Source organism: Mycobacterium sp. 236(2023) (assembly GCF_029623955.1).
Classification (GTDB): Bacteria; Actinomycetota; Actinomycetes; order Mycobacteriales; family Mycobacteriaceae; genus Mycobacterium.
This window is the reverse complement of sequence record NZ_JARSBP010000002.1, coordinates 1094821-1120135: the sequence shown is the minus strand read 5'-3', so window position 1 is coordinate 1120135 and position 25315 is coordinate 1094821. Positions and strand designations below refer to the sequence as shown.

24 protein-coding genes, 1 other RNA gene and 1 pseudogene are annotated in these 25315 nt (G+C 66.1%); 13 read left to right on the top strand and 13 right to left on the bottom strand.

The genetic code is table 11. The annotated features are described in order from the left end of the window. The first annotated feature begins 70 nt into the window (after positions 1 to 70). The 5 genes and pseudogenes from P9A17_RS07895 to P9A17_RS07875 all read left to right on the top strand — a co-directional run bounded on the left by P9A17_RS07895 (position 71) and on the right by P9A17_RS07875 (position 4054). Positions 71 to 538, top strand: coding sequence for a MarR family transcriptional regulator (locus P9A17_RS07895; RefSeq protein ID WP_278037996.1), 468 nt, complete (start codon positions 71 to 73; stop codon positions 536 to 538). 24 nt (positions 539 to 562) lie between these two features. Beyond that, a pseudogene (locus P9A17_RS07890) lies at positions 563 to 1312 on the top strand (NAD(P)-binding domain-containing protein); the annotation flags it as partial. A 34-nt stretch (positions 1313 to 1346) separates the two neighbouring features. Continuing rightward, entirely contained in the window at positions 1347 to 2246 is a 900-nt protein-coding gene (locus tag P9A17_RS07885; protein WP_278037995.1) for a TIGR03620 family F420-dependent LLM class oxidoreductase, read from the top strand. Further along, positions 2246 to 3106: an LLM class F420-dependent oxidoreductase gene (locus tag P9A17_RS07880; RefSeq protein WP_278037994.1), complete on the top strand. Its 861-nt coding sequence runs from the start codon at positions 2246 to 2248 to the stop codon at positions 3104 to 3106. Before P9A17_RS07885 ends, P9A17_RS07880 begins: the two co-directional genes overlap by 1 nt. Before the next feature lie 33 nt (positions 3107 to 3139). Further along, entirely contained in the window at positions 3140 to 4054 is a 915-nt protein-coding gene (locus P9A17_RS07875) for an NmrA family NAD(P)-binding protein (protein WP_278037993.1), read from the top strand. Between the two features lie 192 nt (positions 4055 to 4246). Here P9A17_RS07875 and ssrA read toward each other — a convergent pair. The 9 genes from ssrA to prfB form a co-directional block, all read right to left on the bottom strand. Then, positions 4247 to 4614, bottom strand: a transfer-messenger RNA (tmRNA) gene (gene ssrA / locus P9A17_RS07870). A 65-nt stretch (positions 4615 to 4679) separates the two neighbouring features. Continuing rightward, entirely contained in the window at positions 4680 to 6899 is a 2220-nt protein-coding gene (locus tag P9A17_RS07865) for an EAL domain-containing protein (RefSeq protein WP_278037992.1), read from the bottom strand. Positions 6900 to 7018: 119 nt separating this feature from the next. Continuing rightward, on the bottom strand, positions 7019 to 7867 hold the full coding sequence (locus tag P9A17_RS07860; protein WP_278038652.1) for an EamA family transporter: 849 nt from the start codon (positions 7865 to 7867) through the stop codon (positions 7019 to 7021). Further along, a complete protein-coding gene (gene smpB / locus P9A17_RS07855; RefSeq protein WP_278037991.1) occupies positions 7864 to 8370 on the bottom strand; it encodes an SsrA-binding protein SmpB in 507 nt (168 codons plus the stop codon). The genes P9A17_RS07860 and smpB overlap by 4 nt, the downstream gene beginning before the upstream one ends. 4 nt (positions 8371 to 8374) lie before the next feature. After that, the gene (gene ftsX, locus P9A17_RS07850) at positions 8375 to 9271 is read right to left on the bottom strand and encodes a permease-like cell division protein FtsX (RefSeq protein ID WP_278037990.1); all 897 of its coding nucleotides are present in this window, start codon (positions 9269 to 9271) and stop codon (positions 8375 to 8377) included. Next, positions 9272 to 9961 (bottom strand): cell division ATP-binding protein FtsE, encoded by a 690-nt coding sequence (gene ftsE, locus P9A17_RS07845; protein ID WP_278038651.1) that lies wholly within the window; start codon positions 9959 to 9961, stop codon positions 9272 to 9274. A gap of 44 nt (positions 9962 to 10005) precedes the next feature. Continuing rightward, positions 10006 to 10467, bottom strand: coding sequence for a hypothetical protein (locus P9A17_RS07840; RefSeq protein ID WP_278038650.1), 462 nt, complete (start codon positions 10465 to 10467; stop codon positions 10006 to 10008). A gap of 65 nt (positions 10468 to 10532) precedes the next feature. Beyond that, on the bottom strand, positions 10533 to 11510 hold the full coding sequence (locus P9A17_RS07835) for a mechanosensitive ion channel family protein (RefSeq protein ID WP_278037989.1): 978 nt from the start codon (positions 11508 to 11510) through the stop codon (positions 10533 to 10535). Continuing rightward, positions 11503 to 12612, bottom strand: a complete 1110-nt coding sequence (gene prfB / locus P9A17_RS07830) for a peptide chain release factor 2 (protein WP_278037988.1) — start codon at positions 12610 to 12612, stop codon at positions 11503 to 11505. The genes P9A17_RS07835 and prfB overlap by 8 nt, the downstream gene beginning before the upstream one ends. Before the next feature lie 185 nt (positions 12613 to 12797). On the opposite strand from prfB, the gene P9A17_RS07825 reads away from it, so the two are divergent. Then, on the top strand, positions 12798 to 14174 hold the full coding sequence (locus tag P9A17_RS07825; RefSeq protein ID WP_278037987.1) for an FAD-dependent oxidoreductase: 1377 nt from the start codon (positions 12798 to 12800) through the stop codon (positions 14172 to 14174). Here P9A17_RS07825 and P9A17_RS07820 read toward each other — a convergent pair. After that, complete coding sequence (locus tag P9A17_RS07820; protein ID WP_278037986.1) at positions 14171 to 14533, bottom strand: hypothetical protein; 363 nt, start codon at positions 14531 to 14533, stop codon at positions 14171 to 14173. The genes P9A17_RS07825 and P9A17_RS07820 overlap by 4 nt on opposite strands. A gap of 23 nt (positions 14534 to 14556) precedes the next feature. Between P9A17_RS07820 and hisN the strand changes: the two genes are divergently transcribed. Beyond that, positions 14557 to 15342: a histidinol-phosphatase gene (hisN, locus tag P9A17_RS07815; protein WP_278037985.1), complete on the top strand. Its 786-nt coding sequence runs from the start codon at positions 14557 to 14559 to the stop codon at positions 15340 to 15342. 44 nt (positions 15343 to 15386) lie between these two features. Here the strand turns inward: hisN and P9A17_RS07810 are convergent, their stop codons facing one another. Next, positions 15387 to 16568: an alpha/beta hydrolase gene (locus P9A17_RS07810; RefSeq protein ID WP_278038648.1), complete on the bottom strand. Its 1182-nt coding sequence runs from the start codon at positions 16566 to 16568 to the stop codon at positions 15387 to 15389. 292 nt (positions 16569 to 16860) lie between these two features. Here P9A17_RS07810 and P9A17_RS07805 point away from each other — a divergent pair, with 292 nt between their 5' ends. Both P9A17_RS07805 and P9A17_RS07800 read left to right on the top strand, forming a co-directional pair. Beyond that, positions 16861 to 18234, top strand: coding sequence for an acyl-CoA dehydrogenase family protein (locus P9A17_RS07805; protein ID WP_278037984.1), 1374 nt, complete (start codon positions 16861 to 16863; stop codon positions 18232 to 18234). A 15-nt stretch (positions 18235 to 18249) separates the two neighbouring features. Next, positions 18250 to 19458 carry an acyl-CoA dehydrogenase family protein gene (locus tag P9A17_RS07800; protein WP_278037983.1) on the top strand — a complete coding sequence of 403 codons (1209 nt, stop codon included), beginning with the start codon at positions 18250 to 18252 and terminating at the stop codon, positions 19456 to 19458. 9 nt (positions 19459 to 19467) lie between these two features. Here P9A17_RS07800 and P9A17_RS07795 read toward each other — a convergent pair whose 3' ends face one another. Both P9A17_RS07795 and P9A17_RS07790 read right to left on the bottom strand, forming a co-directional pair. Further along, positions 19468 to 20466: an MDR family oxidoreductase gene (locus P9A17_RS07795; RefSeq protein ID WP_278037982.1), complete on the bottom strand. Its 999-nt coding sequence runs from the start codon at positions 20464 to 20466 to the stop codon at positions 19468 to 19470. A 78-nt stretch (positions 20467 to 20544) separates the two neighbouring features. Further along, entirely contained in the window at positions 20545 to 21522 is a 978-nt protein-coding gene (locus P9A17_RS07790) for an alpha/beta hydrolase family protein (protein WP_278037981.1), read from the bottom strand. A gap of 414 nt (positions 21523 to 21936) precedes the next feature. On the opposite strand from P9A17_RS07790, the gene P9A17_RS07785 reads away from it, so the two are divergent. The 4 genes from P9A17_RS07785 (at position 21937) to P9A17_RS07770 (ending at position 25315) form a co-directional block, all read left to right on the top strand. Next, positions 21937 to 22497, top strand: coding sequence for a TetR/AcrR family transcriptional regulator (locus tag P9A17_RS07785; protein WP_278037980.1), 561 nt, complete (start codon positions 21937 to 21939; stop codon positions 22495 to 22497). A gap of 39 nt (positions 22498 to 22536) precedes the next feature. Continuing rightward, positions 22537 to 23718, top strand: a complete 1182-nt coding sequence (locus P9A17_RS07780) for an acyl-CoA dehydrogenase family protein (RefSeq protein WP_278037979.1) — start codon at positions 22537 to 22539, stop codon at positions 23716 to 23718. Between the two features lie 23 nt (positions 23719 to 23741). Continuing rightward, the gene (locus P9A17_RS07775) at positions 23742 to 24131 is read left to right on the top strand and encodes a nitroreductase/quinone reductase family protein (RefSeq protein WP_278037978.1); all 390 of its coding nucleotides are present in this window, start codon (positions 23742 to 23744) and stop codon (positions 24129 to 24131) included. Positions 24132 to 24223: 92 nt separating this feature from the next. Continuing rightward, positions 24224 to 25315, top strand: a complete 1092-nt coding sequence (locus tag P9A17_RS07770; protein ID WP_278037977.1) for a homogentisate 1,2-dioxygenase — start codon at positions 24224 to 24226, stop codon at positions 25313 to 25315.

Here is a 25315-nt window from a genome sequence, read left to right as displayed (position 1 = left end):
TGCGCAACGACTGCCGAACAGCCCCTTTGCTCTCGTATGTGCTTTCTATCGTGCTAGCATCTAGTGCACTATGGAATCGCGCGCTGGCTATTCATCTACGGCAAGGGCGAAGGGCCGAGACGACCGACTCGGTGAACAACTGTCGTTCGCGCTCTACGGTGCTGCGAACCGGATGGTTCGGCTACACAAGCCGTTTCTCGAGCCGCTGGGACTCACCTTCCCGCAGTACCTGGTCATTCTGGCGCTGCTCGACGGAGCACCCCAGACCGTCGGCGCGCTCGGCGCCCGATTGGACATGGACACGGGCACGATCACGCCCCTGGTGAAACGCCTGGAAGCCGCCGGAATGGTGTCGCGGGTACGAGATCGCACCGACGAGCGGCGGGTGCTGGTCGACCTGACCGAAGCGGGGCGCGGGATCGAGTCGGAGGTCCGCGGCGTCACCGACCAGATCAAGTCAGCGTGTCAACTCGACGACGCAGGCCTGCACGACCTTCGGCGCACGCTCGAAGGCCTCGCCTACCCGGCCGCCGACTGACAAACACACAACCACGAGGGAGCAAGTATGAGGATCGGCATCGTTGGCGCCGGGAATATCGGTCGGACGTTGAGTCGCAAGTTGAGCGCAGCGGGTCACGACGTCAAGATCGCCAACTCCCGTGGTCCGGGAACGATCGACCCCGAAGCGTTGTCCACCGGCGCACGCGCCGTCGACGCGGCCGACGCGGTTCGCGAGGTCGAGGTCGTCATCTTGTCGATGCCGCTGAATCGCATGCCGGCCTTCGCATCGACGCTGTCCGCGGCACCGCCCGACGCGGTTGTCGTTGACACCTCGAACTACTACCCGCTGCGCGATGAGCGGATCCGAGCCATCGACGACGGCGAGGTCGAGAGCGTGTGGTTGTCCGAGCAGATTGGACGGCCAATCGTCAAGGCGTGGAACGCCATCGGGTCGGCATCATTCGCCGAGAAAGGTGCACCCGCCGGGACGCCCGGCCGTATCGCTATCCCGGTCGCCGCCAACGATGCCGCGGCACGCCAGCTGGGAATGACGTTGGTCGATCAGACCGGGTTCGACGGCTTCGATGCCGGCCCGCTGTCGGAGTCGTGGCGTCAGCAACCCGGGGCCCCGTGCTACTGCACCGACCTCACCAGCGAGGAGATGGGCGATGCACTCGCCACGGCCGAGAAGGATCGGCTGCCCAAGCGCCGCGACATCTCCATCGCGGCCATCGCCGAACGCGTCGGCGACGGCACGACCAATCCTGATTCGGACTACGCCGTCCGGCTGACGCGCGCGATCTTCCTGTGAGCGTGCACCTAAACCATGAACAGAGGTACTGACGATGACTGAGAAGCCTGGCAACATCGATTTTTCGTCCAAGGTCGGCGTGTTCTGGAACAGCGAGCCCTGGCCGATCCGCGACGCGCAGAACATGGTGCGCGAGATCGAGGAGCTCGGTTACGGGTCGTTGTTCATGCCCGAGGGCGGCGGCAAGGACGCTCTGGTCGAATCCGCAGCCATCCTCGGTGCTACCGAGCGCCTGGTGGTCGGTACCGGCATCGCCAACATCCACGTGCGGTTGCCCTTGATGGCCGAAAGCGGCGCCCGGATCCTCACCGCCCTGTACCCGGGACGGTTCGTCCTCGGCCTGGGCGTCAGCCACGCCCCCCATGTCGAAGGCACCCTTGGCGGCGCCTATCGCAAGCCGCTGGCGATGATGCGCACCTATCTCGACGCCATGGACTCGGTGCCGGCCGACCTCGAACCCGGCGCGCGACCGACGCGTCTGCTGGCGGCGCTTGGACCCAAGATGATCGAACTCTCCGGCGAGCGCGCCGACGGCGCACACCCCTATCTTGTTCTGCCCGAACAAACCCGAACCACCCGCGCCATCCTCGGTGCCGACCGGTGGATCGTCACCGAACAAGCCATCGCCATCGGCGGCAGCACCGAAGACCAACTGCGGCGCGCCCACAACCACCTGGATCTCTACTCGCGGCTGGACAACTACCGAAACTCCTGGCTGCGACAAGGTTTCGACGAGACCGACCTGGTGATCGGCGGGTCCGATCGGCTGGCACGTGCCCTCGTCGGTACAGGAACAGCCGAGGAGGCGGCCACCTCGGTCACCGCCCATCTGGACGCCGGCGCCGACCACGTGGTGGTGCAAGTCGCCGTCGACGCGCCGACCGACGACCCGCTTCCCAACCTGCGCGCACTCGCCGAAGCATTGGACCTGTAATGCGTGTCGGAGTCACCTACCCCCAAACCGAGTTCGGCGGCGACCCCGGTGCCATACGCGCCTACGGACAGCGCGTCGAGGAACTGGGGTACAACCACATCCTGGCCTACGACCACGTGGTCGGCGCCGATCCAGAGGTCCACACCGGCTGGGACCGCGCATACGACGTGCACACCACGTTCAGCGAACCGCTGGTCATGTTCGGCTACCTCGCCGCAGTCACCCAGACGGTGGAACTCGTCACCGGGGTGATCATTCTGCCGCAACGTCAGACCGTCCTGGTGGCCAAACAAGCAGCCGAGGTGGACCTGCTCAGCGGCGGCCGTCTGCGACTCGGGGTCGGCGTCGGCTGGAACGCCGTCGAATTCGAAGCGCTCGGAGAGGATTTCACGAACCGGGGTGAACGATCAGACGAGCAGATCGACCTGCTGCGTCGCCTGTGGTGCAAGCAAAGCGTGACCTTCGTCGGCGAGTATCACCGCATCATCGGAGCCGGCATCGCTCCGCTGCCGGTGCAACGCCCGGTCCCGATCTGGATCGGCGCAGCATCGGCACCGGGTTACCGGCGGGCCGGTCGGATCGCCGACGGCTGGTTCCCGCTGATCGAGCCCGGACCCGAACTCGACGACGCGCGCGCCATCGTTGCTCAGGCTGCGCTCGACGCCGGCCGCGACCCTGCGGCGATCGGCATGGAGGGCCGCATCGTCTACGCCGGCGACCTCGAGGCCGTGGCACGCGAGCTTTCGGCGTGGAAAGACGCTGGTGCGACGCATGTTTCGATCAGCACCATGGACGCCGGCCTGGCGACCGTGGACGACCACCTCGCCGTCCTGACCTCGGTGGCAGAGTCGCTGCTCTGATGTTCGGCACACCTCCAACGGAGAGATTGACTCGTGGGAACTGACATCGATTCAACGAAGCCCCTTGTGCTCGTCGTCGGGACGACCGGCCAGGTCGGCAGACTGATCATGGCGGAGTTCGACCGCGACCCAGGCGACGTCCGAGTCCGCTACGCCGCACGCAAACCCGACCAGGTCGACAAGTTGCGCGCCGCAGGACGTGACGCGGTGCGCCTCGACCTCGATGATCCGAGCACCTTCGCTCACGCGTTGCACGGTGTGGACCGGGTGTATCTGCTGACCGGCTACACCGTTGCCATGCTGACGCAGAGCAAGACACTCGTCGACGCCGCAGTCAAAGCAGGTGTCGGCCACATCGTGCATCAGGGTGTATTCGCCAACTGGGACGTCACCGACCCGCACTTCGTCTGGCACCAGATGATCGAACGCTATATCGAAGGAAGCGGCCTGCAGTGGACACATCTGCACCCCAACGTGTTCATGGAGGGGCTCGCGTCCATGACACCGGTCGAAGACGGTGCCTTCTCCGTCTTCTGGGGTGACCGCCGCGTCGGATGGATCGCTGCACGCGACATCGCGGCCGTCGCCGCAACAGTGCTACGGGAAGGCCCCGTACGACACGGCAGCAAAGAATACTGGCTGTCCACTGAGGTCGCCTCGGGCCCTGAGGTGGCGGCCATCCTCTCCGAGGTCCTCGGCCAAGAGATCCGCTGTGACATCCGTGGGCCAGAAGAGTTCAAGGCATCCATCGCCAACGGCAGCACGACGGTGGAGTCGTGGTACGCCGACGCCGGTGTGGAATTCACCCGACAGGTCATCGATGGAAGGATGGGCTACATCGGCACCGTGCGCGACGACGTGGAGTTCGTGACCGGCCGCCCCTCGACCTCACTACAGGGCTGGGCGATCGAGAACCGTGACCGGCTCACCGCCGGCTCCTCCACATAGCGTTCGAGTCCGGCAACACGAGGTTCGCCCGCCGCCGGTGAGAGCTTCGGTCCACCTGGCTACGTGCTCACGGGTCAGCGGAAGGTCACCCAGTGCCGGTCCGATGTCTATTCAAGTACGACCGGTAGTCCCAGAGCAGCAGTTGACGGAAAAGAAAGCTGGCCAGAGAAAATTGCTCTGACCAGCTTTCTTGGGTGGAGCTGCCGGGAATCGAACCCGGGTCCTACGGCATTCCCTCGAGGCTTCTCCGTGCGCAGTTCGCTATGCCTCTACTCGGATCTCCTGATCACGCGAACAAGTCAGGATGACGATCCCAGTCGCTGTTTGATGTCCCCACGGGTCCCGCGACCGAACCCGTGGGTGGGTCCCTCTAGATGACGCCAGGGTCCGGGCCGAGGGCCCTCCCGGTCTGACGGATTAGCTTCGCTTAGGCAGCGAGAGCGTAATCGCGCTGATTGGAATCGGCGCTTAATTGGTTACAACGACGCTTACGGTGGTCAGTTGTCTGCACCGGCACGCTTCCCTTGATTCGATGCGCGAAGTCGAAACCGTTCAGCCCCTTGTCTGTGAAACTTCGTGCACAACCCCGCCGATTTCGACGGGATGAACCATCATACCGAGCGTTTCAACGCGGGCCAGTGATTAATTCATCCCCGACGAGCATGGCGAGTCGCACATCGTCGATCGACATGGGGCGCCCGAACATGTGCCCCTGCCCCAGATGGCATCCGGCGGCGAAAACGGACTGGGCCTGAGTTGGCGTTTCGAGGCCCTCGGCGATGACCGACATCCCGAGTTCACTGCACACGCCGACCACGGAACGGTAGATCGCGAAGTCACGCCCTTCGTCGGTGCCCAGCAGCAGACTGCGGTCGAGCTTGACGAACTGCACCGGCAGGGCGTGCAGGTAGGTCAGCGAGTTGAAGCCGGCCCCGAAGTCGTCGAGAGCGAACTGCACGCCGAAAGCGCTGAACCGCGCTATCTGCGCTGCGGCGTCGTCGAGATCCACGATCGGAACGGTCTCGGTGATCTCCATGACCACTCGTTCCGGCGGGATGGCGTAGGTGTCCAGGGCGCGACGCACGTTCTCCTCGAACGACGGGTTCCCCAGCCGGGCGGCGCCCACGTTCACGTGGATATCGAGTTCCAGTCCCGCCTTTGCGACCTCGGCGCACGCCATCTCCAACACCAGCGCGTCGAGCTTGGCGCCCAGTCCGGCCGCTTCGGCCACCGCCACGAACGTCTCCGGCGAGATCTGCAGCCCGTTCGGCGCTGTCCAGCGTGACAGCACCTCCACGGCGGCGAGCTGCCCTTTCGGCAGCTCCACGATCGGCTGGTAGACGAGGCTGAATCCCGCGAGGCTGCCGGTGCCCGCATTGCGCAGCGCGGTCGGGAAATCCACATGGACCCCCGACTGGGGCTGATAGACGACGGCAGTGTTCTTGCCCAGCCGTTTCCCGGCATACATCGAGACGTCGGCCTGCCTGAGCAGATCGTCGGAGGTCTGTGCAGGGTCCAGATCGGGACGGACCAGCCCCATGCTGGCGCGCACCCGGACCGACGAGCCGTGAACGGAGAACGGTGCCCGCAACGCGACCCGCAGGCGGTGCGCGACGACCTCCGGCTCCTCGACGGCATCGTCGACCAGAATCGCGAACTCGTCACCACCGATCCGCGCGAGGGTGTCGGAACCGTTGAGGCACCGCGCGAGCCGCTCACCCACCGCACACAGCAACTCGTCGCCTGCCGCGTGTCCGAACCGGTCGTTGACGTCCTTGAAGTCGTCGAGGTCGACGAAGATCAGCACAAACCGGCGATTCACCATGGCGGCGTCGAGGCGCCGCGCAAACGCCAGCCTGTTCGGCAGCCCGGTCAGGGAGTCGTGCAGGACCTGGTGGGCCAGGCCTCGCTGGGCGGTGATCAGCCGCTGGGTCAGCAGGTATTGCGCGCGCATGGCCACGACCTGTCGCACGGCGACCAGCAGCACCATCACGACCGTCACCCAGATGACCGCCGGCGACAACGCCTCGCCGATGAGCACGTGGAACGCGAAGAGCACGGCGGTCCCCAGGAAGCCGACGTAGGGCAGCAGCAGCTGCGCCCAGTCCATGCCCGTTGTCTCCGCGGTGGTCTCGGCCTGCGGTCGGGACAGATCCAGCATCGCGAACGCGATCAGCAGTGGTCCGATCACATAACCGATCCCGGCCCACAGCGCGGCGTCCACGTTGACCGACGCGAAGTAGGCGGCGATGCGTTCCGAGGACGCCACGGCGACGCAGCCGCCTGCCAGGAGCAGATAGTTTGCCCGGTCGGGACGTTCCGGGTTGTAGATCATCGCAAGGACGACGACGGCGACGATGACGATCAGTTCGGTCACGGCGTAGCCGGCGGAGATGATCGGAATACTCGTCCGCGGCAGCGATTCGAGTTCTTCGCCGACACCGAACTCACCCATGGCGACCAGGATGAAGAACGAGCATCCCGCCACGATGCCGTCGATGAGCGTGGTGACAAACGTGTAGCGGGGCCGGCCTCCCGACGGTGTCCCCACTCCCCCGGAGGCCCGCAGCAGCGTGAGGACAGCGGCGAATGCGAGCAGCGGAGCGGTGACGTAGGCGACGACGCCGACGGGTGTCGGCTCCCCGTCGCCGGCCCACCACAGGATCTGCCCGAGGAGGAAGCCCGTCATCCCGGCCACCATCAGCAGCCGCCACCGGCGTTCCAGACCGGTCATGCGGGCCGCCACGACCAGACCGCAGATCACCGCCCCCAGGCCTGTCATGAGCTGGAGTGCGATCTCGCCTCGGTGCGCCACATCCTTGCCCCACAGAGCCAGCGCGTTCACCAGCGTCAACGCGATGGCCGAGACGAGCAGCCCGACACGTATGCGGTACCCGGTTACTCCATCACCCCCTGTTACGCCAGACTTCCCGTGCCTGTCGTGTGCCCCCTCTGAGACGGTAGCTAACCGGCGGCGATCATTGCGACAGATCCGAGCGCCAAGACCATTCCGAGCGCCTGCAGTCGGCTGACACGCTCGCCGAGCACCGCGATCGCGAGCAGCACGGTCGCTGCCGGATACAGCGCGATCAGCACCCCGGCCAGCGACAGCATCGACGACTGCAGGGCGATCAGGGTGGCGACGTTGGCGACGGTGTCGAGCACGCCCGCGACGACGGCCAGCCGCATCGGTACCCCACGTTCGAGCACCAGGTTGGCGGTCACCGCCGCCGCGATCACCACGATCGCGTTGGCCGCGACCCGGCCGAGGACCAGCGGCCACAGCTTCGCCTCGGGGGGAACCTGATGCAGGATCACGAAGTTCAACCCGAAGGCGACGCCCGCTCCGACGGTCAGAGCGGCCACTTTCGGGGTGAACCGGGGCGTCGTGGCCTCGGTCCCGCCGCCGGAATCCCGGCTCACCAGCACCACCGCGAGCAGGGCCAGCGCCACGCCCGTGCCGGCGAGAACGCCCGGCTGTTCGCCCAGCGCCAGCCCAGTGGCGACGGGGACGCCGGCGACCAGCAGCGCCGTCAGCGGCGACACCACCGAGATGGGACCGGAACCCAGCGCCGCGTAGAACCACCACACGCCGAACGCCTGCCCGACCCCGGATAACAGGCCCAGCACGATCGCGGCGGTGCGGAGCTGCCCGCCCATGGGGATGGCCAGCGCGACGAGCAGAACCAGCGCGATCGGGTACGAGACGATGACAACCCGCAGCGCCGCCACGCGCCGCGACGCGATGCCCCCGACGAAATCGCTGATGCCGTACCCGAGCGCTGCGACGAGCGCGCTGAGGATGCCCGTCAGGAGGACATGCCCTTGACCCGGCGCCCGAGCTCGCGGGTCACTTCTCGCTCCGCGTCGCGGCGGGCCATGTCCTGGCGTTTGTCGTGCGCCTGCTTGCCGCGGGCCAGCGCCAGTTCGACTTTCACCTTGCCGCCGGTGAAGTAGAGCGACAGCGGGACGAGCGTCAGGTTGCCGTCACGGATCTTGCCGACCAGGTTGTCGATCTCGTTGCGGTGCAACAGCAGCTTGCGGTTACGACGAGGCGTGTGGTTCGTCCAAGTGCCGTGGTGATACTCGGGGATGTGCAGGTTGCGCAGCCAGATCTCGCCGTCGTCGACGGTGGCGAACGCATCGGCCAGCGACGCCGTCCCGTCGCGCAGAGACTTCACCTCGGTGCCCATCAGCGCGACCCCGGCCTCGTAGGTCTCCAGGATCGAATAGTTGTGCCGAGCCTTGCGATTGGACGCGACAACCTGGTTGTTGCTGTCCTTGAGGGTCTTCTTTTTCTTGGCGTTTCCCGCCATCCCGCTACCTTCGTACGTAGAGCCGCAGCGTGACGTATGACGTGATGCCCGACATCGCCAAGCCGAGGAACAGCATCCACGGCGCGCTGTAATAGAGAACGTCAGCGTAGTCGACCTTGGCAATCAAATTCGCCTGATAAAACTGGTCGAGCGCGCTCTCCAGGAACAGCGCCCGCACGAGTATCAGGCCCACGATGGCGATGGCGACACCGATGAACGCCGCCAGCATCGCCTCGAGCAGGAACGGCAACTGTGTGTACCAGCGGGTGGCACCGACCAGTCTCATGATGCCTATCTCGGTACGTCTTGTGTACGCCGCGACTTGAACCATGTTGGCGATCAACAGGACTGCGCCGACCGCCTGGACGAGAGCGATGGCGAACGCCGCGTTGCTGATGCCGTCGAGGACGGCGAAGAGTCTGTCTATCAAGTCTTTCTGATTGAGCACGTTGAGCACGCCGGGCTGACCGACCATCGATTCGTCGAAGGCCTGGTGCTGCTCGGGGTCGTCGAGCTTGACGACGAACGACGCGGGGAACGCGTCGCGACCGGCCACATCCTTGTACTGCGGGAACTTCCGGATCGCGTCCTCGTAGGCCTCGTCGCGGTTGAGGAACCGCACCGACCGCACGTCCTCCCGATCTTCGATCGTCTGACGCAACGCCTTGCACGGATCGTTGTCACATGTCGGGTCGTTGGCCGACACGTCGTCGGTGAGGAAGACCTGGCTCTCCACCCGGTCCAGGTAGATGGCCCGGGACTGGTCGGCCAGCCGCACCACCAGCAGTCCGCCACCGAACAGGCCGATCGAGATGGCCGTGGTGAGGATCATCGCGACCGTCATGGTCACGTTGCGTCGAAGCCCCGTGAGGACTTCGTTGACGAGAAAGCCGAAGCGCACTTAGCGATCCATTCCGTAGACGCCGCGCTGTTCGTCGCGAATCAGCCGGCCGAGTTCGAGTTCGACGACACGTTGGCGCATCGAGTCGACGATGTGGTGGTCGTGGGTGGCCATCACCACCGTGGTGCCCGTGCGGTTGATGCGCTCGAGCAGGTCCATGATGTCCTTGCTGGTGTCCGGGTCCAGGTTGCCGGTCGGCTCGTCGGCCAGAAGTACCAGCGGCCGGTTCACGAACGCCCTGGCGATGGCGACGCGTTGTTGTTCGCCACCGGACAGTTCGGCGGGCAGCCGGTTCGCCTTGCCGGACAGGCCCACCATCTCCAGCACGTCGGGCACCACGCGGTTGATGGTGTCGGCGCGCTTGCCGATCACTTCCAGGGCGAATGCGACGTTCTCGAACACGGTCTTCTGCTGCAGCAGTCGGAAATCCTGGAAGACGCAGCCGATGACCTGGCGCAGCCCGGGGATGTGGCGACCCGAGAGCTTGTTGACATGGAACTTGGACACGCGGATGTCGCCCGAGGATGGGTTGTCCTCTGCCAGCAGAAGCCGCATGAACGTGGATTTGCCGGAGCCGGACGGGCCGATGAGGAAGACGAACTCACCCTTGTCGATCTTGACCGACACGTTGTCGAGCGCCGGGCGGGCGGACGACTTGTACTGCTTGGACACGCGGTCGAGGGTGATCATCACGGCACGCCAGTGTAGCGGGGCCGCCTGCGCTCACCCCGGCACTAGGGGCGTGGCTGCGTCGTCGGCGGTGTCGCTCCCGGTGGGGCGACCGTTGTCGGCGTCAGGGTGACGGGTGCCTGGGTGAACGTCTGAGGGCTCAGCGGGCCGGGGCCGTCGGGGTCGATGACGGTCGTCGTCGGCCCGAACGGGACGACGGGCCCGACCGGTGTGGACGTCGGATCCTCCGGGGAGGTCGGGCTCGTCGGTGACGTCGTCTCCGGAGGCGTTGTGGTGGTGGTCGTGGTGGTCGGCGCGGTCGTCGTCGTGGTTCGCGGGTACTCGGTTTCGCGGGGCGCGACGTTGGTGCGGGGCACCCAGGTGTAGTTGGGGTCGGGCACGAAGCCGGGCGGCACCACCTGCTGCGCCGGATCGACTGCGGGTGTGGGCGGGGCGGGCTGGTAGTTCTGGTTCACCCAGAACAGTGCGACGAACGCCAGGATCAGTCCGGCCGTCGAGACGCGCATGCGTCCGCCGAGAAGGTAGTGGGGCCACACACGGTTCTCGCCTTCGCGGCGCTTCAGGGTGAACTTCACTTGTCTGCAGCCTCCGCGCGCTGCGTTTCCTTCTCGACATCGGGGGTCGAGGCGGAATGCGGGATGGCCCCCAGAACCGGCGGGGCCATCTCCCCCGGCGCGACGATGCCCGCGATACGCAGTGCCCGGATCACCAGGATGCGCAGGCGCCGACCGACCTCGAACTGCTTGCCGGGCAGGGTGCGGGCGACCATCCGCAGGTTGACCGTGTCCAGTTCGATGCTCTCCACGCCCATCAGCTGGGGTGCGTCGAGCAGCAGATCTTTCAGCTGCGGGTCGTCGATGGCCTTCTTGGCCACCTCGTGGAGCACGTCGTTGACCGCGTTCAGATCAGCCGACGAGGGCACCGGGATGTCGATGACGGCCCGCGCCCAGTCCTTGGACAGGTTCACGGTTTTGACGATCTGCCCGTTGGGGATGGTGAACATCTCCCCCTCCGCCGAGCGCAGTTTGGTGACGCGCAGCGTGACGTCTTCGACCGTGCCTTCGGCGGGTAGTGCGATACCGGAGACGGTCAGCGCTACGAGGTCACCGAAGCCGTACTGCTTCTCGGTGATGATGAAGAAGCCCGACAGGAGGTCCTGCACCAACCGCTGGGCGCCGAAGCCCAGCGCGGCACCGATGACGGCGGCGGGGGCGACGAGCGAGCCGATCGGTATCGCCAGGATGTCCGTGATCTGTACCGCCACCATGACGAACAGCAGTGCGACCGCCAGCCACGAGATGACCGAGGCGACGGCCTGGCGGTGTTTGGCGCTCTCCGAGCGCACCAGCTGGTCGCTCTCCTGATATTCGGCGTCGATGCGACGGGTGACCCGCTGGGCAACCCAGTTGATGAAACGGGCCGCCAGAAGCCCGCCGATGAGCAGGAGCGCGATCCGTACGCCGCGATCGAGAATCCACACCCCGATATCGCCTCGCCAGAAGCCGTGCCACCGCGAGGCGAAATCGAATGCCAGAAGAGTGCTATTCACCGTCGTCTTTTTGGTTGCGCCATCGGATGCCGGCCTCGAGGAAACCGTCGATGTCACCGTCGAGCACCGCGGCCGGGTTGCCGACTTCGTACTCGGTGCGCAGGTCCTTGACCATCTGGTATGGGTGCAGAACGTAACTGCGCATCTGGTTGCCCCACGAGCTGCCGCCGTCGCCCTTGAGCGCGTCCATTTCGGCGCGCTCTTCCAATCGCTTGCGCTCCAACAGCTTTGCTTGCAGCACGCGCATCGCCGAGACCTTGTTCTGCAGCTGCGACTTCTCGTTCTGACAGGTGACGACGATTCCGGTCGGGATGTGGGTCAGCCGGACCGCCGAGTCGGTCGTGTTGACCGACTGCCCGCCCGGACCGCTGGACCGGTAGACGTCGACGCGGACGTCGCCTTCGGGGATCTCGATGTGGTCGGTGGTCTCGACCACCGGCAGCACCTCGACGTCGGCGAACGAGGTCTGCCGTCGGCTCTGGTTATCGAACGGGCTGATCCGCACCAGCCGGTGGGTGCCCTGCTCGACGGACAGGTTGCCGTAGGCGTAGGGCGCATGGACGGCGAAGGTGGCGCTCTTGATCCCGGCTTCTTCGGCGTAGGACGTGTCGAACACCTCGACGGGATAGTCGTGCTGCTCGGCCCACCGGATGTACATCCGCATCAGCATCTCGGCCCAGTCGGCGGCGTCGACACCGCCCGCGCCGGAACGGATGTTGACGAGCGCCTCACGCTCGTCGTACTCACCCGAGAGCAGGGTGCGCACTTCCATCGCCTCGATGTCCTCGCGAAGCTTGTTCAGCTCGGCGTCGGCCTCGGCGAGCTCGTCCGCCCCGCCCTCTTCGGCGGCCAGTTCATAGAGCACCGGAAGGTCGTCGACCCGGCTGCGCAGCTCTTCGACACGCCGCAACTCGTTCTGGGCGTGCGACAGGTCGCTGGTGACCTTCTGCGCGTGCGTCTGGTCGTCCCACAGCTTCGGGTCGGACGCCTGTTGCTCGAGCTGTCTGATCTTCTCGCGAAGCTCGTCGACGTCGACGACGCGCTCCACTGTGGTCAGCGTTGCGTCGAGGGCGGCGATGTCGGCTTGGCGGTCGGGATCCACGGGAGATCAGGGTACTCACTCCGCCGACGGTGCTGGTCGTGTCCTCTTCGGAGACTGTTTTCGCCGCGACCTCGCCGAATGCCGTCGATCGCGATCTTGGCGTTCTAGAGTCGGGGCTGGAACCTCGTCCGGCCGCGGCGCGACAGCCCCTTGCGCGCAGCCGGGCAGCGACAGAAGGCGTATAGATGCCCCCTTTGCGGCCGTATTACGTGGCCATCGTCGGCTCGGGACCCTCCGGGTACTTCGCCGCCGCTTCCCTGCTGAAGGCCGCCGGCCCGGATGCCGAGCGCGACGTGCGGATCGACATGCTCGAGATGCTGCCGACCCCGTGGGGTCTGGTGCGTTCCGGCGTCGCCCCGGACCATCCGAAGATCAAGTCGATCAGCGGCCAGTTCGAGAAGACGTCGCTGGACCCGCGCTTCCGGTTCTTCGGCAACCTCGTCGTCGGGGAGCACGTGCACCCGTCGGAACTGGCCGAACGCTACGACGCCGTCATCTACGCGATCGGGGCCCAATCCGATCGGGCGCTCGGCATTCCCGGTGAGGAGCTTCCCGGCAGTGTGGCCGCCGTCGATTTCGTCGGCTGGTACAACGCGCACCCGCACTTCGAAGAGATGGCGCCCGACGTGTCGGGGGGCCGGGCCGTGGTGGTGGGCAACGGCAATGTCGCCATCGACGTGGCCCGCATCCTGGTCAGCGATCCCGACATCCTGGGCGAGACCGACATCGCCGACCACGCGCTGGAGTCGCTGCACGCCCGCGGCGTCGAGGAGGTCCTCGTCATCGGCCGGCGCGGGCCCCTGCAAGCCCCGTTCACGACGCTGGAGCTCCGCGAGCTCGGTGACCTCGAAGCCCTCGGCGACGTCGATGTTGTCATCGATCCCGCCGACTTCGCCGACATCACCGACGACGATCTCGAGGCCGCCGGGAAGACGGTGCGCAACAACATCAAGGTGTTGCGCGGATATGCCGAAAGGACCCCGAAGGGCGCCAAGCGCCGGATCGTCTTCCGGTTCTGCACGTCGCCGATCGAGATCAAGGGCGATACGCGGGTCCAGTCGATCGTGTTGGGCCGCAACGAGTTGATCAGCGGCGCCGACGGTCGGGTGTCGGCCAAGGACACCGGCGAGCGGGAGGAGGTGCCTGCGCAGCTGGTCGTGCGCGCGGTCGGATACCGCGGGATTCCGACGCCGGGGCTTCCGTTCGACGAGCGGTCGGCGACGATCCCGCACACCGACGGGAAGATCGAGGGCAGCCGCAACGAGTACGTGGTCGGCTGGATCAAGCGCGGTCCCACCGGCGTGATCGGCAGCAACAAGAAGGACTCGCAGGACACCGTCGACACGCTGCTGGCTGAGCTGGGCAGCGCGGAACTCGCCGATCTCGGCGCCGATCAGCCCGACACCGTCGAGCGGTGGCTGCTGGAGCGTCAGCCGAAGCTCGTCACCAACGAGCACTGGAGCCTGATCGACGCGCACGAGCGGTCGTCGGGTGAGGGGTCGGGCCGGCCGAGGGTGAAGCTGACGAGTGTCGCCGAGCTACTGCGGATCGGACACGCTTAGCTGTACGGCTGCTGATCGGGCGGCGGCGGCAGCGGCTCGGGGCGGGAACCGAACGCCCACTTCTCCGGGTTTCCCGGCGAGTACATGACGGGGATCAACTGCCCCATCGCCGGCCACTCGGTGACGTCGACGGCCATCCGGGTGTAGACGGTGTACTCGTTGACCGTGGGTCCGTTGATGACGCCGGTGATCGTCACGTACTGCGCACCGGTGACGCCGTCTGGTCGGGGGCTGACGCCGGTGATCAGCAGCGTGCCCTGCACCCAGTCATTGCCTGCACCGCGCTTGCGCATGATCCTCGGCCCGATCAGAAGCACGAACGCGCCGAGGATCAGGAGGAGTATCGCGAGTTCGCCCACAACGACATGGTAGGACGACACCTATGAGTACCCCCGTGGACGACGTGACCCTCGCGCTGCAACTCGCCGACGAAGCGGACGCGCTGACGATGCAGCGCTTCGGCGCGGTCGATCTGCGGGTCGAGACCAAGCCGGACATGACGCCGGCCACCGATGCGGATCTCGACACCGAGAAGCTGCTGCGCAACCGGCTCGGCGAGTACCGGCCGGACGACTCGGTGTTCGGTGAGGAGTTCGGCGGGACGAAGGAGTTCACGGGCCGCCAGTGGGTGGTCGATCCGATCGACGGCACAAAGAATTTCGTTCGTGGTGTTCCGGTGTGGTCGACGCTGATCGCGCTGCTCGTCGACGGTGTGCCTGTTGTCGGCGTGGTGAGCGCGCCGGCGCTCGCCCGTCGGTGGTGGGCGGCGGCCGGGCAGGGGGCGTTCACGTCGTTCGGCGGTGTGACGCGGCCGATTTCGGTCTCGGGGGTGGGCGACGTCGCGTCAGCGAGCGTGTCGTACTCCGACCTGACCACAGGGTGGGATGAGCTGCGCCCCCGGTTTGTCGAACTGCTCGACACCGTGTGGCGCGTGCGCGGCTATGGCGATTTCTGGTCGTACTGTCTGGTGGCCGAGGGTGCCGTCGACGTCACGGTGGAACCCGAGGTCAAACTGTGGGATCTGGCCCCGCTCGACATCCTGGTGCGGGAGGCCGGCGGCCGGTTCACCGATCTTTCGGGGCAGGCAGGTCCGCACGGCGGTAGTGCCGTGGCGACGAACGGGCTGCTGCACGATGCGGTGCTCACCGCGCTCAACGTCGACGGTTGACTCGGGACCTGAACTCTGGCAAGCACTTTCGCAGTTCGCGCGAACTATCCGGTTGCCACGGCCGACGCCTGCGGGCGTGTGCGGTAGGCGTGCTCCAGAAAGAGGCCGCTGGCGCGGACCGCTGCACTCGTTCTGGTTCCGTCGGTGAGGTCGAATCCGTGTCCGGCACCGGGCAATTCGACGTAACCAACCGAATTCTTCGACACCGCGCGCATCCGCTCGACGAAACTTCGCGCTTCGCCGACGGGGATGATCACGTCTTTGTCGCCATGCAGGACAAGGAAGGGCGGGGCCGATGGGTTCACCCGCGCCATCGGGGAGGCCGCCTGGAAGACGCCGGGTCGGCGCGACTGCTCGCGTTTGACGACGACACGCTCCAGGAAGTCCATGAAGCGCGCCCGTTCGGGTGTCGAGCGGTCCTCCCAGTCGTAGCGGCCGTAGACGCTGACGACCGCATCGACCGAGGTGTCCGCCGACGCAGGCAGGCCTTGCTGCCATTGCGAGTCGCCGGGCGTCAGACCGACGAGCGAAGCCATGTGCCCGCCCGCGGAACATCCTGCGACGGCGACGAATTCGCGATCACCACCGAACTGACCGACGTTCCGCCTGGCCCACGCGATCGCCGTCTTGACGTCGATGATCTGCCGCGGCCACCGGTGCTTGGGGCTGGTCCGGTACTGCACCGAAAGGCACACCCAACCCAGCTCGACAAGGTGGGCCATCAGTTCGTGGCCCTGCAGGATGCGGCTGCCGAAAATCCATGCGCCACCGGGGATGAACACGAGTACCGGCGCGGGCCCGGTCACGTCGACCCGGCGCCACACGTCGAGCACCTGCCCCGGTTCGTCGCCGTAGGGCACGGACGCCCGGTGGATGGCGCGGCGCTGCCCGGCGGCATTGCGCCACGGGGCACCGGTGTCGGAGACGGGCCACGGTTGAGCCAGTGCGTCGGCGGCGAGTACGTCCCGCATGCCTGCGGTCATGACGTCGCCGAGCCCGTGCACATGCGTCCGTCGCTGTTCGGCAGCCCCGGGTCCGACCCGGCTGCGGGCCGACGTCACGAAGTCGGGCAGGTAGCGCACGCCCCATGCGCCGAGTGTGGCGATTCCGGCGATGGGTTCGAGGTGGCGACCGATCAACGGCAGTCCGGATGTCATCGCCCCCGCGGCGACCAGGTAATCATCGAACCGTGCCCGCGCGAACCAGCGCACGTGGGCGCGGACCATCCGCGTCGCTTGCGTGCAACTCGGCGCGGAAATCACCGGTGCAGCATAAGCCGGTGGAGCCGTCTGCAAACTGATTTCGGACCAGATGTCACAAGTCAATCTTCTTGCCGCACATCAGGTCAGCCCGGTCACGCCACTACCCAGTGGCACCATCCAGCTAAGATGACTCCCACCAGCCCGTTTGTGACTTGTGTTACAGATCCAGGCAACTTACCGACGAGTCAGTTGGGATACCTTACTCTGGAGTCAGTTGCGGGTATGTGCACGTCCACGCGTCGATGAGGAAGGCGAGATGACCAACACCATTCCCTCCAAGCGAAACGGCAAGGAGAGCGCCGTCGGCCTCTACAAACAACCGCGTTCAGCTGTCTCCATCGGCATCGCCCTCCTCACGCCGCTGGTCGGCCAGGAGTTCATGGACAAGTACAAGCTGCGCGAGCCGTTCAACCGCGGACTGAAGCTCGGGGTCAAACACGCGTTCTCGGCTGCCGGTGCCTCCACCCGGCAGTTCAAGAAGATCCAGGGCCTGGGCAAGGCCCCCACGCGCTTGAAGGCCAGTGGGGCCGACTACTTCGACCTGACCCCCGACGACGACCAGAAGATGATCGTCGAAACCGTCGACGAGTTCGCCGAAGAGATCCTGCGCCCCGCTGCCCATGACGCCGACGCCGCAGCGACGTACCCGCCAGATCTGATCGCGAAGGCCGCCGAACTCGGCATCACGGCCATCAACATTCCCGAGGATTTCGACGGCATCGCCGAGCACCGCAGCACCGTCACCAATGCTCTTGTCGCCGAGGCGCTGGCGTACGGCGACATGGGACTGGCCCTGCCGATCCTGGCCCCCGGTGGCGTGGCCTCTGCTCTGACGCACTGGGGCAGCGCCGATCAGCAGGCGACCTATCTCAAGGAGTTCGCCGGCGAGAACGTGCCGCAGGCATGCGTCGCGATCGCCGAGCCCCATCCGCTGTTCGACCCCACCGCACTGAAGACGACGGCGGTCCGCACGCCCAGCGGGTACCGCCTCGACGGCGTGAAGTCGTTGGTCCCGGCGGCCGCCGATGCCGAGATGTTCATCATCGGCGCCCAGCTCAACGGCAGGCCCGCGCTCTTCATCGTCGAAGCGTCGACCGCGGGCCTGACGGTCACAGCGGACCCGAGCATGGGCATCCGCGCCGCCGCACTGGGCAGGGTCGAACTCGACAAGGTGACGGTGCCGCTGAGCGCACGACTCGGCGAGGACGAAGCCAGCGCCGCTCAATACTCCGAGGCGATCGCGCTGTCGCGCCTGGGCTGGGCCGCCCTGGCCGTCGGCACGTCACATGCGGTGCTCGACTATGTCATCCCGTACATCAAGGAGCGCACGGCGTTCGGCGAGCCGATCGCTCATCGGCAGTCGGTGGCGTTCATGACCGCCAACATCGCCATCGAGCTCGACGGGCTGCGGTTGATCACGTGGCGCGGCGCAGCCCGTGCCGAGCAGGGGCTGCCGTTCGCCCGCGAAGCCGCGCTGGCCAAGAAGCTCGGTAGCGACAAGGGCATGCAGATCGGCCTCGACGGCGTTCAGCTGCTCGGTGGCCACGGGTACACCAAGGAACACCCGGTCGAACGCTGGTACCGCGATCTGCGGGCAATCGGTGTCGCCGAAGGTGTTGTGGTTCTCTAGAAAGGCTTGTGAATCATGGCGATCAATCTGGAAATGCCCAAGAAGCTGCAGGCTGTCATCGAGAAGGGCCACGAGGGCGCGGCCGAGATGCTGCGACCGATCTCGCGCAAGTACGACCTTGCCGAACACGCCTACCCCGTCGAACTTGACACGCTCGCAACGCTGTTCGAGGGCATCACTGCGGCCAAGACGATCTCGTTCGCCGGCACCGATGCGTTCCGCGCCGGTGACGGGCCGAAGGAAAATATGAACGGCGCCAACATGTCTGCGCTGTTGAACGCTCTCGAAGTCAGCTGGGGCGACGTGGCCCTGCTGTTGTCGGTGCCGTTTCAGGGCCTCGGCAACGCCGCGATCTCCGGCGTGGCCACCGCTGAGCAACTCGAACGTCTGGGCAAGGTGTGGGCCGCGATGGCGATCACCGAACCCGAGTTCGGTTCGGATTCCGCTGCAGTCGCGACGACGGCGAAGCTCGACGGCGACGAGTACGTGATCAACGGCGAGAAGATCTACGTCACCGCCGGTTCCCGCGCGACCCACATCGTCGTATGGGCGACCCTGGACAAGTCCAAGGGCCGCGCGGCGATCAAGTCCTTCATCGTGCCGCGCGAACACCCCGGGGTCACGGTCGAGCGACTGGAGAACAAGCTCGGCATCAAGGCCTCCGACACCGCCGCGATCCGGTTCGACAACGCCCGTATCCCGAAGGAGAACCTGCTCGGCAGCCCCGACATCAACGTCGAAAAGGGCTTCGCCGGCGTCATGGAGACGTTCGACGCGACCCGGCCGGTCGTCGCTGCGATGGCGGTCGGAGTCGCCCGGGCCGCTTTGGAGGAACTCCGCAAGATCCTCACCGACGCGGGCATCGAGATCGATTACGACAAGCCGGCTCACGCGCAGAGTGCTGCGGCTGCGGAGTTCATCCGGATGGAGGCCGATTGGGAGGCCGGCTACCTGCTGACGGTCCGCTCGGCATGGCAGGCCGACAACAGGATCCCCAACTCGAAGGAAGCTTCGATGGGCAAGGCGAAGGCCGCGCGGGTGGGCAGCGACATCACCCTCAAAGCGGTCGAGATGGCAGGCACCACAGGCTATTCGGAGCAGACGCTGCTGGAGAAATGGGCGCGCGACTCGAAGATTCTGGACATCTTCGAGGGCACCCAGCAGATTCAGCAGCTGGTGGTGGCGCGGCGCCTGCTCGGGCTGTCGTCCGCGGAGCTCAAGTAGGGCTTTCGCTCAGAAGCCGTCGTGTACCGCGACGCGGGTGCGGCCGATGACGCCGCCGCCGATGATGGTGCCGAGCACGTCGGCGACCTCGCGCACCGAGACGTCTCTGGTTACCCGCGCCAAATGCTGTGGCATCAGTTCGGTTTCGATCTGCGCCCAGATCTTGCGCCGCTTGTCGATGGGCAGCAGCACCGAGTCGATGCCCGCGAGCGTCACACCGCGCAGGATGAACGGCATGACGGTGGTGGGCAGATCTGTCGATCCCGCAAGTCCTGAGATCGCCGCCACGCCATCGTATTTCAGAGTGCTGAGGGCGTAGGCCAGCGTCTTGCCGCCCACGCAGTCGACGACGGCGGCCCAGTGCGCTTTGCCGAGTGGCCGCACCTTCTCGTCGGGGCCGGGTACGCGGGCGATGACCTCGGCCGCCCCGAGATCACGCAGCAGGTCGTGGGCGTCGGTCTTTCCGGTCGAGGCGACGACTTCGTATCCGAGGCCCGCCAGCAGGTCCACGCTGACGCTGCCGACGCCGCCGGTGGCCCCGGTGACCAACACGGGCCCGTCGGACGGCGTGATCCCATGGGCGCGAACGGCGTTGACGCTCATGGCCGCCGTGAAGCCTGCGGTCCCGATGGCGGCGGCGTCGGCGGTGCTCAGGCTGTCCAGCTTGACCAGATAGTCGGCCGGGTACCGCGCGGTCTGCGCGTAGCCGCCGTGGCGGCCGGTGCCGATGTCCTGGCCGTGGGCGATGACGCGGTCTCCGACCGTGAAGTCGGGCGATGTGCTCGCGGTGACTGTCCCCGCGACGTCGATTCCCGGAATCAACGGATACGACCGGGCCACTCCTCCTTTCGGGGTGATGGCCAACGCGTCCTTGTAGTTCACGCTGGAGTACTCGACGTGGATCTCGACGTCCCCGTCTGGCAGGAATGACTCGTCGACGACTTCGTGGCGCAGCACGATTCCGCCGTCGGCATCTTCGTGGGCCACCATCGCGTTGATTTCGGTCATGACGGCCACACTAACCGCGCGTCTGGCGGAAACGAAGAAGCCCCCGACCGATTGGCCGGGGGCTCCGTTCGTCAGTTCTTAACCGATGAGGTGGGCCTGCAGGTCAGGCTTCATGGCCTGCAGTTCACGACCCCAGTACGCCCAGTTGTGCGTGCCGTTGTTGGGGAAGTTGAAGACACCGTTGGTGCCGCCCGCGGCGATGTAGTTGTCGCGGAAGGTGATGTTGGTCTTGATGGTCAGGCCCTCGAGGAAGGTGGCCGGCAGGTCGCCGCCGCCGAGTTCGTTGGGCTGGCCGTTACCGCAGTACACCCAGATCCGGGTGCCGTTGGCGACCAGGTTGGGGATCTGCACCATCGCGTCGTTGTACTTCCACGCCGGGTCCGTCTCCGCCGGGCCCCACATGTCGTTGGCCTTGTAGCCGCCGGCGTCACCCATCGAGATGTTGATGAGGAAGGGCCACCAGCCCTCGGACGGGTTCAGGAAGCCCGACATCGAGCCGGCGTACGGGAACAGCTGCGGGTGGTGCGCACCGAGCACGAGCGAGGAACCGCCGGCCATCGAGAGGCCGATCGCCGCCATACCGGTCGGCTTCACCTGCCGGTTGGCGTTCAGCCATGCAGGCAGCTCCTGGGTCAGGAACGTCTCCCAGTTGTAGGTCAGGCAGCCGCTCTTACCGCAGGCGGGCTTGTACCAGTTCGAGTAGAAGCTGGACTGGCCGCCGACGGGCATCACGAGGGACAGACCCGAGTCGAGGTACCACTCGAACGCCTGGGTGTTGATGTCCCAGCCGTTGAAGTCATCCTGCGCGCGCAGGCCGTCGAGCAGGTACACGGCGGGCGAGTTGGGACCACCGCTCTGGAACTGGATCTTGATGTCGCGTCCCATCGACGGGGACGGCACCATCAGGTACTCCACCGGCAGGCCCGGGCGGGAGAACGCTCCGGCGGTCGCCGATTGCCCTGTCAGGCCGATCACGCCGGGCAGCAGCAGCGCTGCAAGCGCGGCAACGCCGAAACGACGCGCCCACGGCGCGCGAATCCTGTCGAGAAGTCTCATACCGTCAATCCATCCATCTTCCGGTACCGCCTGGCGCGGCTTGTCCTGTGCTCCCGGGCGGACGTTTACGCCACAGACATCACAGCGATGTCTTCACCGCGTTGTCGCACCACTCCGAATCTCCCAATTGAACGACTCTGCCAATTGAACGACGGAGGGGCCCGGAAAAACTTCAGTTGTAGCGGTTGCAGTAAAGCATGTGGGCACGCTGTGAGGAACCCCTGCCACGCCGTACGGCGCGTCTTGCTGCGGGAAAGCGAATTTTACGAATACGAAAAACTCCGGTCCGAGGTGGGAGAAAGTGCCGGAACTTCTGTCGACGTCGATTCGAGTAACGAATTGCTTACAACTATTAATTTGCGCGGGAGCGAAGCGATGCCCATCACACTCCCGAGCTTCAGTAGGCTCCGGCGAATGGCGAAGAGCCGCGCAAGCACACCACGTTTGTCGATCGACGACTGGATTCACGCCGGATATGCACTGGTGGCCGACGACGGCCTTGAGGCGCTGAAGGTCGATCGCCTGTGCGCCCGCCTGGGCGTCACCAAGGGCAGTTTCTATTGGCATTTCAAGGACATCGCGGCGTATCGCGCGGCTCTCGTCCGTGCCTGGGCCGAGCTTCGCGACCTCGACCGGAGCCACTTCGGTGAAATCGGCCATCTCGCTCCCCGTGAGCGACTGGCCCAGATGATGGCGTCGCTGCTCAGTGAGCGGCAGTGGACCCTGGAGAGGGCCATGCGGGAGTGGGCGCGCACCGATCCGCTGGTCGCCGACAGCGTCCGTGCAGCCGATCACCTTGTCCTCAAGGCCGTGCGTCAGGCGTTTCACGATGCCGGGTTCGACGGGGACGACGCCGATGTCAGGGCGAACGCGACCTTCGCCGCCGGCATCGGCTTCCTCCACATTTCCGACGCGCCGCCGGGTGACATGGGGGCGCAGCACAATCGCTTCCTGGATCTGATGCTCGCGCGCTGATCGACCCTTCCATACCAAAAGGTATGGTAGCTTTCGGGCATGATCGCCGCTGCGCCGACGGAGCACTCGCCCGTCACCTCTGAACTCGTCGCCCGACTGGCCGATCGGGCGCGCGAGGCCGAGCGGCTCCGCCGGCTTCCCGCCGCCACGCTGGCCGACGCCACCGAGTCGGGACTCTTCGATCTGCTGGTGCCGGCCCGCTACGGCGGGCAGGAAGCTCCGTTCTCGGCGATCCTCGACCCGGTCCGGCGGATGGCGCACGGCTGCGCGTCGAGTGCCTGGACGCTGGGCTTCTACACGTTGCACAACTGGATGCTCGCGCTGTTCAGCGAGCAGGCGCAGACCGAAGCGTTCGCGGCCCGGCCGTTTCTGGCACCCGCCCCGCTGGCGCCGACCGGACACGGCGTCGCCTGCGACGGCGGAATCCGCCTGACGGGTCGGTGGTCGTGGGCCACGGGCGTGATGGACGGCAACTGGATCATGGTCGGCGCGCTCTGCGAACGCACCGCAGGCGATCCCAGTTCGATCTATCCGGTCCTGGCGCTGCTGCCGATCGCCGATGCCCGGATCGAAGACGTCTGGCATACCGACGGAATGCGTGCGACGGGATCCAACGACGTCGTCATCGACGGCGCATTCGTCCCCGAGCATCGGCTCGTACAGGTCGCCGACATCTATTCGGGCACCGCGCCGGGTGCGGCGCTGCACGACTCGGACACCTACCGCTGGCCGATGGTGCCTGCACTCGCCCTGCTGGCCGCGATGCCAGCGCTGGGCAGCGCGGAGCGAGCCGCCGAACTCTACACCGAACGGCTCTCCCAACGGTTCCTCGCCTATGAAGGCGTGATGCAGAAGGACAAACCGGTGGCCTCGATTCATCTCGGGGAGGCGCTTGTGCGCCTGCGGGCGTTGAGGAGCCTGCTCGCCGATACCGTCGGCGAGATCGAGTCGATCGTCGCCGCAGGCGATCCCGTGGACCTCCCGGTCCGGGGCCAGGCGCGAGTGGCCGCGGCCCACATCGTTCACGAGTCCCGCGCGGTGATCGGCGCACTTCTGGGCGCATCGGGTGCGAGTGCACATTTCGTCGACAATCCGTTGCAGCGACTGAAGCGTGACGTGGACGTCATCATCGGCCACGTCATCTTCGACTACGACACCAGTCGCGAACTCGCCGGAGCATTGACAATCGGACAGAAGATTCCGCGCACCGCGATGGTGTGACGGACCCACGGAAGGGATCCCGCATGCCCGAATCCGCGCGCGATCGCGCCACCAAGTTCTTCCAGAAGAACGTCGCCAACCGGCTGATGCGCCACATTCCGATCCAGACCCTGCTGGAGACCACGGGCCGCAAGTCCGGTCAACCGCGCACCACTCCCCTGGGCGGACGCCGCGTCGGCAACGAATTCTGGTTCGTCTCCGAGTTCGGAGACAGGTCGCAGTACATCCGCAACATCATGGCCGACCCGAAGGTGCGGTTGCGCCTGCGAGGCCGCTGGCATCACGGGACCGCGGTCCTGCTTCCCGATGACGATCCGCAGGCGCGGATGCGTGAGTTGCCCGGCTACAACAACTTCGGTGTCCGCACCTTCGGGACGAACCTGCTCACGGTTCGCGTCGACCTGGCGGACTGAGCGGCCATTTCTTAGTCGCAGGCTTGAGCGGGTGTTGACGACCCTCGGATCTAAAACTAAAGTCAGTTTTACTTTTGATCGAGGAGATGACCATGGAATCGTTCGTCCACCTTCGAAAAGGTAAGACTCCCAAGCGCGTTCACGCCGACCTCGACGGTCTCAAAGACGACGAGCTGGGCCGCGGCGGATTCGTCGGACGCACCGCGAACATGTACCGCCGCAACGATCCGACGGCCTACCGCACTGTCGGGCCGCTGCGTCCCACCGACGTGTTGAGTTCCGAACTCAAGCCCAGCGACGCCACCGACCCGCACGGCGCTCCCCTGCTGATGTTCTCCAACGCCGACTGCCTGGTGCTGCTGTCACGCCGCTCCGAGGAGATGCCGTTCTTCGTCCGCTACGTCGACGGCGACCTGCTGTCCTTCGTGCATCGCGGGTCGGGATCCCTGGAGACGGAGTTCGGTCCGCTCGACTACCGCCAGGGCGACTGGATCTACATCCCCAAGGCGTGCACCTGGCGGCAGGTGCCTGCCGAAGAAACCACCCTGCTGATGATCCAGGCGACCGACGAATTCCGTGTCCCCCCACCCGGCACGCTCGGACGGCATTTCCCATTCGACCCGGCGCAGGCGGTCATCCCGGAGCCGCAGCCGATCGAATCCGACGGCAGGGACGAGTACGAGGTTCGCCTGATGCACGAGGGCGGCCCCACTTCGCTGTTCTACCAACATCATCCGCTCGACGTCGAAGGCTGGCGCGGCGACAACTTTCCGTTCACGTTCAACATCGACGACTACACGGTCATCAGCTCGGAGAGCGTCCACCTGCCACCGACCGTGCACCTGTTCATGCAGGCCACCGGGGTTTACATCATGAACTTCCTGCCCAAGCCCGCCGAGTCGGTCCCCGGCACCGAACGCACCCCCTGGTACCACCGCAACGTCGACTTCGACGAGATCGCGTTCTTCCACGACGGGTCGCTCTACGGGATCCCGATGCCGCCGGGCCTGGTGTCCCATGCTCCGCAGGGCGTGCACCACGGCGCACCCGAGAAGGCGCGCGAGCGGGCCCGGCGCAAGTTCGACGACTACGACCGGGTGGACTGGTCGGTCATCGCGATCGACACGCGTCGCCGGCTCATTCCGTCCGCAGAAATTCTCGCCAACGATCTGGAGCAGCACTAG